The organism is Arthrobacter sp. Y3221159 (assembly GCF_059089885.1).
Map to the genome: position 1 here is coordinate 99,721 of NZ_JBNHFC010000014.1, position 9,264 is coordinate 108,984.

At 66.8% G+C, this 9,264-nt stretch carries 7 protein-coding genes; all 7 read left to right on the forward strand.

Translation table 11 applies throughout. The features are described 5' to 3' along the window. Positions 1-123: 123 nt before the first annotated feature. Positions 124-2,109, forward strand: coding sequence for a helix-turn-helix transcriptional regulator (locus tag AC5RT3_RS15155; RefSeq protein ID WP_494052347.1), 1,986 nt, complete (start codon positions 124-126; stop codon positions 2,107-2,109). Between the two features lie 10 nt (positions 2,110-2,119). Continuing rightward, positions 2,120-2,467: a hypothetical protein gene (locus tag AC5RT3_RS15160; protein WP_494052348.1), complete on the forward strand. Its 348-nt coding sequence runs from the start codon at positions 2,120-2,122 to the stop codon at positions 2,465-2,467. A gap of 32 nt (positions 2,468-2,499) precedes the next feature. Continuing rightward, positions 2,500-2,772: a Sec-independent protein translocase subunit TatA gene (gene tatA / locus AC5RT3_RS15165; RefSeq protein WP_009358592.1), complete on the forward strand. Its 273-nt coding sequence runs from the start codon at positions 2,500-2,502 to the stop codon at positions 2,770-2,772. 48 nt (positions 2,773-2,820) lie between these two features. Further along, positions 2,821-3,615: a twin-arginine translocase subunit TatC gene (gene tatC / locus AC5RT3_RS15170; protein WP_494009186.1), complete on the forward strand. Its 795-nt coding sequence runs from the start codon at positions 2,821-2,823 to the stop codon at positions 3,613-3,615. A 20-nt stretch (positions 3,616-3,635) separates the two neighbouring features. Beyond that, positions 3,636-6,569: a DEAD/DEAH box helicase gene (locus AC5RT3_RS15175; RefSeq protein ID WP_494052349.1), complete on the forward strand. Its 2,934-nt coding sequence runs from the start codon at positions 3,636-3,638 to the stop codon at positions 6,567-6,569. Between the two features lie 52 nt (positions 6,570-6,621). After that, positions 6,622-8,277 carry an amidohydrolase gene (locus tag AC5RT3_RS15180; RefSeq protein ID WP_494052350.1) on the forward strand — a complete coding sequence of 552 codons (1,656 nt, stop codon included), beginning with the start codon at positions 6,622-6,624 and terminating at the stop codon, positions 8,275-8,277. Between the two features lie 98 nt (positions 8,278-8,375). Further along, positions 8,376-9,119 carry a polyprenol monophosphomannose synthase gene (locus AC5RT3_RS15185; protein WP_494052351.1) on the forward strand — a complete coding sequence of 248 codons (744 nt, stop codon included), beginning with the start codon at positions 8,376-8,378 and terminating at the stop codon, positions 9,117-9,119. The last annotated feature ends 145 nt before the right edge of the window (positions 9,120-9,264 follow it).

The window sequence follows — 9,264 nt, forward strand, 5'->3', positions numbered from 1 at the left end:
AGCTGCTGACGGGCGGCATCGAACGGTTCCGCCCCTTGAAAACGCGGCAACCGCCGGGACGTTCAGTTTCCGGCAGTTGCCGCGCTTTCTGCGTTCCGCCCGGAGTTTAGTAACGTAGCCAGAGTGTCCGCATCCCGCACTGAACGACTCCTCAATCTGCTGATCGCGCTCCTGAATACCCGGTACGGCCTGCGCCGCAGCGAATTGCGGGAAAAGGTGTACCACGACACCTCTGGCAATGATGTTGCCTTTGGCAGGATGTTCGAGCGGGACAAGAACGACCTGCGCCAGTTCGGCTTCGAGGTGGAAACACTGACGGACCTTGGCTGGAGCGGGGACGATCCCGCCACCACCCGCTACCGCATCGGCAAGGAATCCAACCGCCTGCCGGACGTCCAGCTGGACCCGGAAGAATGGACCGTGCTCCTCCTGGCTTCACAGCTGTGGGAGCGCGCCGCCCTGGGCACAGCCGCGCAAAGCGCCCTCCGCAAGCTCCAGGCGTCAGGCCGGATGGCTGACGTGGAACTGCCCGCCGGCCTGCAGCCGCGCATCAAGCCCGCCGGGCAGGCCTTCGACGACCTCGTTGCTGCCATGCATGCACGGCACCCGGTCACCTTCCGGTACCTTGCGGGCAGCACCGGCAAGGAGGAAGAGCGGACTGTGGAGCCGTGGGGCCTCGGCAGCAGGTTCGGGCAGTGGTACCTGGTGGGCCACGACCGGGCACGCCAGGCCACGCGACACTTCCGCCTGTCCCGCTTCACCAGTGCCGTGGCCACCCTGGACAACGACCAGTACTCGGCACCGGCCGACTTCAACATCCGCGCGGAACTGGACCGCCTCCCCGAACTGCCGCTCCGCACCGCCGTCGTACAGGTGAGGGAGGGCCGCCTGCTCGCCCTGCGGCGCCGCGCCCTGCCGGTTTCCCCTCCCACTGATGGCGCAGGTCCCGCCGCCGGCTATGACCGGATCAGCCTGCACTACCGAGACCCCGAAATTCTCGCCGAGGAACTCGCATCGTACGGGCCCGACGCCGTCGCTACCGCCCCGGAAGAGCTGGTGGAAGCGGTCCGAAGGAGGCTGCGCGCTGCCGCCGCCTTCAGTGACTCGCCGGCGCCGGACTACTCCTTCCCGCCGGCCCGTGCACGGCAGTCGCGTCCCCGGACCTCCGAGGACCAGCTCAAGCGGATGCTCCAACTGGTTCCGTTCCTGGTGCACAACCAGGGCCTGCACATCCAGGACGTGGCACGCCACTTCGGCGTGAGCCGGAAGGAGCTCGAAGACGACCTGCGGATCCTCATCTGCTCGGGGCTTCCGGAAGGGTATCCGGATGACCTGCTGGACATCCAGTGGGAGAACGACCATGTCTTCATCACCCAGGACCTGGACCTCAAGCGGCCGGTCCGGTTCACGGTGGAAGAGGCTTGTGCGCTCCTGACCGGCCTCGAAACCCTCAACGGACTCCCCGGCATCGCCGAGGGCGGCGCCCTTGAGTCCGTTACCCTCAAGCTGCTGGCTGCTGCGGGCGAGGAGGGCCTGCGGGCGGCGTCCCTCGCCGGACCGCAGATGGAACCTGCCGATGCCGCCACCCACGCCACCGTCCGGCAGGCCATCGAATCAGGAGCCCAGCTGCATCTGACATACCTGTCCCCGCAACGCGACAAGGTCACCGAACGTGACGTGGATCCGCTCAGGCTCTACTCCCTCGACAACACCTGGTACTTCGAGGCGTACTGCCACCTGGTGGACGGTTTTCGGAACTTCCGCCTTGACCGCGTCCAGGATGTCCGTCCCAATGGACGGCCCGTGGCGGAGGGCATCACGCCTGCTGCGGGAGTCCCCGCCAAACTCTTCACCCCGAACGACGACGACACCACGGTCACCGTCCAGCTCACCCGGCAGGGGAGGGGACTGGCAGACGACTACTACGCCGAGCGGACGGCAGAGCTTCCCGACGGCGGCCTGGTTGCCGAGATCCGGTTCGGCAACACGGCGTGGCTCCCGATGTTCGTGGCCCAGCACGGCGGTGCGGCGCGGATCCTGGCACCGGGGGATCTGGCGTCAGCGGCGCGGGAGTGGCTGGCGGCGTCGCTGGCCCGGTACGGCGGATAGACTTCTCAGCATGCCTTGGTGGTCCTGGATCCTTTTGTGGGTGGCGCTGGTCGCGCTCTCCTTGCTGTTCTATGTCCTTCTGGGCATCCGTCTCTTCCGCCAGTTCATGGCGACGGTCAAGGACCTGGGGGCGGCTGGGGAAAAGCTGGGGCAGCTGGGCCCGTTCCAGGAGCAGGAGGAGCCGGCAGCAACGCTGGCCACCATGCCCGGATCCGCGGTTTTTGCCTCGCCTGCCGTCATGCGACATGATTACGAGGCATCCACGTCAGCGCGGCGGGAAGAACGCCGCCGCCGGAGGGTCCAGCGCAAAGCGGACCGGGGCCAGCCGCAGGCGCTCGGGGATCTCGACTTCACATAGAAGTAGGATGTATTTAGAGGAAAGGATTTCCCATGGGAAGACTCTTTGATGGCCCCTGGCCAATCGTCATTATCATCGTCGTCGCGTTGCTTCTCTTTGCCGCGCCCAAACTTCCGGCCATGGCACGCAGCCTCGGCCAGTCCATGCGGATCATCAAGTCCGAGGTCAAGGAAATGAAGAACGACGGCAAAACCGACACCACCGACGCCTCCGGCCCGGTGGAAGGCACCATCGTGAACCACCCCAAGGCGAAGCCCGGTGAGCCGACAGACGGCACGGACGTCCCGCCGTCGAACCGCGCCTGACCCCCAGTGGCACTGTCGCGGGCCCGTAAAGCCAACCCTGAGGGGCGGATGTCACTCTGGGACCACCTCAAGGAACTCAAGAACCGGCTGATCAAGTCCGCCATTGGCGTGGTCCTCGGCGGTATTGGGGGCTGGATACTTTACGATCCGCTGCTGAAGGCGCTGGCCGACCCGGTCAACCGCATCTCCCAGCAGACCGGGGGACTCTCGGCAATCAACTTCGGGACCATTGCCTCCCCGTTCGACTTCAAGCTGCAGATGTCGCTCCTCATCGGGGCGGTTATTTCCAGCCCCATCTGGATCTACCAGCTGTGGGCCTTCATCACTCCGGGGCTTACTTCCAAGGAGCGCCGGTACACGCTGGGCTACATGGCGGCAGCGGTTCCGTTGTTCCTCGCCGGAATCTGGGCGGGCTGGCTCGTGGTGCCGCAGGTGGTCCGGGCACTGACCCAGTTCACGCCGGACGGCTCGTCGAGCGTCATCGACGCGCGAACGTACATCGAGTTCGTCACCCGGATGGTTCTGGTACTGGGGATCGCATTCCTGGTTCCCGTGGTGCTGGTAGGCATCAACATGGCGGGTGTTATCACCGGCCGTACCATCCTCAAGGCGTGGCGCATAACGGTCTTCCTGGTCTTCGTCCTTGCCGCAATTGCGGCCCCCGGGGCTGACGCCATCTCCATGTTTATGCTGGCGGGCCCGCTGCTTGTTCTTTTCTTCGCGGCCATTGGCATCTGCCTCATGAATGACAAGCGCCGTGACCGCCGCCAGGCCAAGAGGGCGGCGGAAACAGAGGCCACGGCTGACATCGCCACCCCGAGCAGTGAGCTGAAGAACCTCTGAGCTCCCATTAGGCTTGGTGTATGTCCACCAACACCGGGCCGTTTGCTTCAGGCCCATCTTCCAGCGGACCTTCCTCCACGGCTCCCGGCGATGACGAGCCCTCACCGGCGGAACGGTACAGGGCCAGCGCCGAGCGAAGGGCCGAGGCCTCCTCGGACCTCGGAGCGTTCATCCGCACGCTGGACTTTGAGCTGGACGACTTCCAGAAGCAGGCCTGCCGGTCCCTCCAGGACGGCAGGGGTGTCCTGGTGGCTGCACCCACGGGCGCCGGCAAGACCATCGTGGGCGAGTTCGCCATCTACCTCGCCCTGCAGCGGGGTCTCAAGGCTTTCTACACCACCCCCATCAAGGCGCTGAGCAACCAGAAGTTCACTGAGCTGGCCGACAAGTACGGCGCCGAAAAGGTGGGCCTGCTGACGGGGGATACCAGCATCAACGGCGATGCCCCCGTGGTGGTAATGACCACCGAGGTCCTGCGGAACATGCTGTATGCCGATTCCGCCACCCTGGACGACCTGGGCTACGTGGTGATGGACGAAGTGCATTACCTTGCCGACCGCTTCCGCGGTGCCGTGTGGGAGGAAGTGATCATCCACCTTCCCAGCGAGGTCCAGGTGGTTTCCCTCAGTGCCACAGTCTCCAATGCTGAGGAGTTTGGTGCCTGGCTGGACACTGTCCGCGGCGATACCGACATCATTGTGTCCGAGCACCGGCCTGTTCCCCTTTGGCAGCACGTCATGGTGGGCCGCCAGATCATGGACCTGTTCGCCGGCGAAACCACGTTCGACGAGATTGCCCCGCCGGTGGATGCCGACGATCCCGGGCAGGCACAGGTGCAAAACACCGGCACAGGCCGGGGGTTCGATGTGAATCCCGACCTCCTGGCCATTGCCCGCAGCGAGGGCCAGCAAGGCTTCCGGAGCAGGCCAGGCCCGGGCCAGCGCGGCCGCCGCGGCAACGACCGCCCTGTCCGGGGAGCCGAACCGAACGGCGTGCGCAGGGCCAGCCGGCCCCAGGTGATTGCCAGCCTGGACAAAATGGACCTGCTGCCGGCCATCACCTTCATCTTCTCCCGTGCCGGCTGTGACGCCGCGGTGGCCCAGTGCGTCGGCTCGGGGCTGTGGTTGACCACTGAGAAGGAACAGCGGATCATCGCCCAGCGGGTGGACGAGGCCGGCTACGATATTCCCCCGGATGACCTGGACGTACTGGGCTTTTGGACCTGGCGGGACGGCCTGCTCCGCGGGTTCGCCGCGCACCACGCCGGAATGCTGCCCACGTTCAAGGAAGTGGTGGAGAAGCTCTTCGCGGATGGCCTGGTCAAGGCCGTCTTCGCGACGGAGACCCTCGCCCTGGGCGTCAACATGCCGGCCCGTTCAGTGGTGCTCGAGAAACTGGACAAGTTCAACGGCGAAGCCCACGTGGATATCACGGCCGGCGAGTACACGCAGCTGACTGGCCGTGCCGGCCGGCGCGGGATCGACGTCGAAGGCCACGCGGTGGTGCTGTGGCAGCCGGGCACGGATCCGACGGCGGTGGCGGGCCTGGCATCCCGGCGCACCTACCCGTTGAACTCGAGCTTCCGGCCAACCTACAACATGAGCATCAACCTCCTGGCACAATTTGGCCGTGCGCGGGCGCGCGAGATCCTGGAATCCTCGTTCGCCCAGTTCCAGGCTGACCGGTCCGTGGTGGGCCTGGCCAGGCAGGTTCGCAGCCGCGAGGAATCCCTCGCCGGTTACGCCAAATCCATGACGTGCCACCTGGGCGACTTCACCGAATATGCACGGCTGCGCCGGGAACTGTCGGATGCGGAAAACGCCACCTCCCGGGCGAAGTCCCGGGCCAGGAAGTCGCTCAGCGACGACTCGCTGGCCCGGCTCCTCCCAGGCGACGTGGTCAACGTCCCCGGCGGCAGGGCGCCCGGCCCGGCCATCGTCCTGAGTTCCGACCACAGCAGCCGCGAGCCCCGGCCCGCCGTCCTGACCCTGGACAACCAGCTGCGCCGGATCAGCACCGACGATCTGGAAGGCCCCATTTCGCCCGTTACCCGGATCCGGATTCCGAAGTCGTTCAATGCCAAGGTGCCAAAGTCGCGCCGTGACCTGGCGTCTTCCGCCCGGAACGCGCTGCGGGAAAACCGCCCGCCAGCGCCGGGGCACAACCGCAACAACGATTTCGGCCGCGCCAGCGCCATGCCCAACCAGGAGAAACGCATCGCGGACCTGCGGCGGGCCCTGCGCGCACACCCGTGCCACGGGTGCAGCGAGCGTGAGGACCACGCCCGGTGGTCGGAGCGCTGGTGGAAACTCCGGCGGGAAACGGATGGACTGGTCAGGCAAATCCAGGGCCGCACCAACACCATTGCCAAGACCTTCGACCGCGTCTGCGATGTCCTCTCCGCCTACGGTTACCTGGAGGACGCCGGGGAGGGGCGGCTGCTCATCAGCCCTGACGGCCAGCGCCTGCGCCGGATCTACGGCGAGAAGGACCTGTTGATCTCCCAATCCCTGCGGCTGGGCGCCTTCGACGATCTTGACGCGGTGGAAGTCGCAGCCCTTGCCAGTGCCCTGGTGTACCAGGCCAAGCGGGAAGACCGCGGCCTCCGGCCCCGGATGCCCAGCGTCTCCCTGGAGACCGCGGTGGACATCGTGGTGCGTGAGTGGTCGGCGCTGGAGGACGTGGAAGAGGAGAACAAGCTTCCGCTGACCGGCGAACCGGAACTGGGACTGGTGTGGCCCATCTACAAGTGGGCACGGGGCCGGCATCTCCAGGATGTCCTGAGCGGGACGGACCTGGCGGCGGGCGACTTTGTCCGCTGGGTGAAACAGGTGGTGGACCTGCTGGACCAGCTGGCCAAGATCCCCGGCCTTGAGCCCCGGATCGCCCGGCTGTGCGCCGAGGCCATCACCCTGGTCCGCCGCGGCGTCGTGGCGTATTCCTCTGTCCTCTAACTTTTCCCCGGCCCAGCCGCCGGCACGCAATTTCCAGGAGCCCTGCCCAAATATGACCCAGCCCGGTCCCGCAAACCCGTCCCGTCCGCCAGTTGTCCTCTACCGCAACGGTTCCGTCTACAGCGCTGCCGACCCCTTCGCCACCGCCATGCTCGTGGACGGTGGCACCGTGGCGTGGGTGGGCTCGGAGCAGGCCGCCTCCTCCATAGCCGACAATTCCATGGACGTCATCGACCTGCGGGGCGCACTCGTCGCTCCCGGATTCGTCGATTCGCACATGCACCTGACCGAGACAGGGATCGCGCTGGAATCCCTGCAGCTGGGCGGAATCTCCTCCGCGCGGGAGCTGCTGGATGCAGTGGCAGCAGCGCCCGGCGACGGACCGGTCCTGGGCCACGGCTGGGATGAGACCACCTGGGCGGACGCCGCCCTGCCCACCGCTGAGGAACTGGAACGGGCGTCAGCCGGCAGGCCCGTCTACCTCTCCCGGGTGGACGTGCACTCGGCCCTGGTTTCGGCGTCGCTGGCCCGGTCCGCTGGGCTGCATGACCAGGACGGGTTCGACGGCGGTCCCCGGGTCAGGCGTGCCGCCCATACTGCGGCGAGGCAGGCTGCCCGCCGACTTCCGGCGGCCGACCTCCGCCGGCACCAGGCCCGTGCCCTGTCCGAGGCGGCCGCCAACGGTTATGTTGCTGTGGCGGAGATGGGCGCTCCGCATATCGGCGGGGCCGACGACCTGCGCCTGGCAGCATCATGGAACAGCACCGGGCCCGAGGCCCCCTCCGTCCCGGAGGTCCTAGCTTACTGGGGCGAACTTGTGTCCTCGGAAGACCACGCCCGCAGCGTGCTGGACGGATTTGGCTTCGGACTCCGCGGACTGGCCGGCGACCTGAACATCGATGGATCGGTCGGGTCGCGGACTGCCGCCTTGCGGTCCGGCTACAGTGACGCCCCGGAAGAACGGGGCTCGCTTTACCTGGGTGTGGACGAGGCCGCAGCGCATCTCGCCGCCTGTTCCCTGCTGGGCGTCCCGGGCGGCTTCCACATCATCGGGGACGCCGGCCTGGACACTGCGCTGTCCGCCCTGGACCTCGCCGCCGGGCAGGTGGGGGAGCAGCGCGTACGGGCGGCGGGCCACCGCTTCGAGCACGTTGAGATGGTCGACGCTGCTGCAACCGAAAAGCTGTCCCGCTACTCGGTGACAGTCAGCGCCCAGCCCGCGTTCGATGCCGCCTGGGGCGGCACCGGGGGGCTGTACCAGCAGCGACTGGGGGAGCGCAGCGCCGCCATGAATCCCTTCGCCACCTTGTACGCTGCCGGCGTCCCTGTCTGCTTCGGCAGCGACAGTCCGGTGACCCCGCTGCGGCCGTGGTCCAGTGTCCGCGCCTGCCTGGAGCACCACAACCCGGAGGAACGGATTTCTGCCCGCGCCGCGTTCCTGGGCCACACCCGTGCAGGCTGGCGGGCGGCCAGATACCACAACCCCATGGCGGGCCAGCTCGTGCCGGGTGCCCCCGCCAGTTTCGCCGTCTGGGAGGTGGAGGAGCTGATGGTCCAGGTGGCCGACGGGCGCGTCCAGTCGTGGAGCACCGACCCCCGCGCCCGGACTCCTCTGCTGCCCGCCCTGGATACCGGCAACGACCCGGTATGCCTGCAGACCGTTCGGGACGGCGTCGAATTGTTCTCCAGCCAGGCACTGCGTTCCTGAGCCTGCGCCCCGCCGCCCTATAATGGGTAGCTGCGCCTGCCGGCGGCTAGCCAGGCCGTCAGGTGCACACCGACCGCTCCTCCCAGGAAAGGCCCTTTGTGCGCGTCCTAACGATCATTCCCACCTACAACGAACTGGAATCGCTGCCCAAAACCCTTCAGCGGCTCCGCTCGGCTGTTCCGGCGTCGGATGTCCTGGTGGTGGATGACAAAAGCCCTGACGGCACCGGCCAGCTTGCGGACGCTATCGCTGCCGAAGACTCCCAGGTCCATGTCCTGCACCGGAAGGGCAAGGAGGGCCTGGGCGCCGCATACATCGCGGGTTTCAAGTGGGGCCTGGATGCCGGCTACGACGTGCTCGTGGAAATGGACGCGGACGGCTCCCACCAGCCGGAGCAGCTGCCCCAGCTCCTGGAAGCCATCGATCACGGCGCGGACCTGGCGATGGGTTCGCGCTGGGTGCCCGGCGGACGCGTGGTGAACTGGCCGCTGTACCGCCAGGCGATTTCCCGCGTGGGCAGCACGTATGCGCGCCTCATGCTGGGCCTGAAGATCAAGGATGTGACAGGCGGTTACCGTGCGTTCCGCCGGACCACCCTGGAGAAACTCAACCTGGACCAGGTGGACTCGGTGGGCTACGGCTTCCAGGTGGACCTGGCCTGGCGGGTGTCCCGGATGGGCCTGCGCATCGAGGAACGTCCCATCACCTTCGTGGAGCGTGAACTCGGCGCATCGAAGATGAGCGGCAATATCGTTCTCGAGGCCATGGTCAACGTGACCAAGTGGGGGCTCGCTGCCCGCTGGAACGCGCTCACCCGGAAAAAGGCTTCAGCCCAGCCGTAGGCCGCGCGCCGTACGGCAACAAAAAAGGGGGCCGTTCCCGCACAGCAGTTGAACTGCTCCCCGGGAGTTGGACTGAGAAATTCAGTTCCGACTCCCGGGGAGCAGTTTTATGCGTGCGTCTAGTTCGTTGTCTGAGGATCAGCGC

What these genes read in the sequence shown, in the direction of transcription:
- AC5RT3_RS15160 (WP_494052348.1), top strand. Translation starts at nt 2,120, where the DNA reads ATGCCTTGGTGGTCCTGGATCCTTTTGTGGGTGGCGCTGGTCGCGCTC.
- tatA (WP_009358592.1), top strand. Translation starts at nt 2,500, where the DNA reads ATGGGAAGACTCTTTGATGGCCCCTGGCCAATCGTCATTATCATCGTC.
- tatC (WP_494009186.1), top strand. Translation starts at nt 2,821, where the DNA reads ATGTCACTCTGGGACCACCTCAAGGAACTCAAGAACCGGCTGATCAAG.
- AC5RT3_RS15175 (WP_494052349.1), top strand. Translation starts at nt 3,636, where the DNA reads ATGTCCACCAACACCGGGCCGTTTGCTTCAGGCCCATCTTCCAGCGGA.
- AC5RT3_RS15180 (WP_494052350.1), top strand. Translation starts at nt 6,622, where the DNA reads ATGACCCAGCCCGGTCCCGCAAACCCGTCCCGTCCGCCAGTTGTCCTC.